The following is a 223-nucleotide window of genomic DNA, read 5'->3' as shown; positions in this document are numbered from 1 at the left end:
TCTAGTGTACACGCATCATGCGTGTATGGTACGGCTATGATGCGTTAATGTGCTCTCACCTGCGGGATTTCGCACCACCGCCTCGGCTGGGTCCGTTCGCGCAGTGTCCCCCTTTCCCTGACACCTGCCGATCGTGTGGGCCGCGAACCGGAGGCAAGAGAGGGCACCCGGGCGGACGCGGGGAATCTGCGGCGAAATAAGCGAGCGCAGCGAGCGCGTCGCA

Source organism: Dietzia sp. B19 (assembly GCF_014145155.1).
In the GTDB taxonomy this organism is placed as follows: Bacteria; Actinomycetota; Actinomycetes; order Mycobacteriales; family Mycobacteriaceae; genus Dietzia; species Dietzia natronolimnaea.
Note: the sequence above shows the minus strand (reverse complement) of the source record.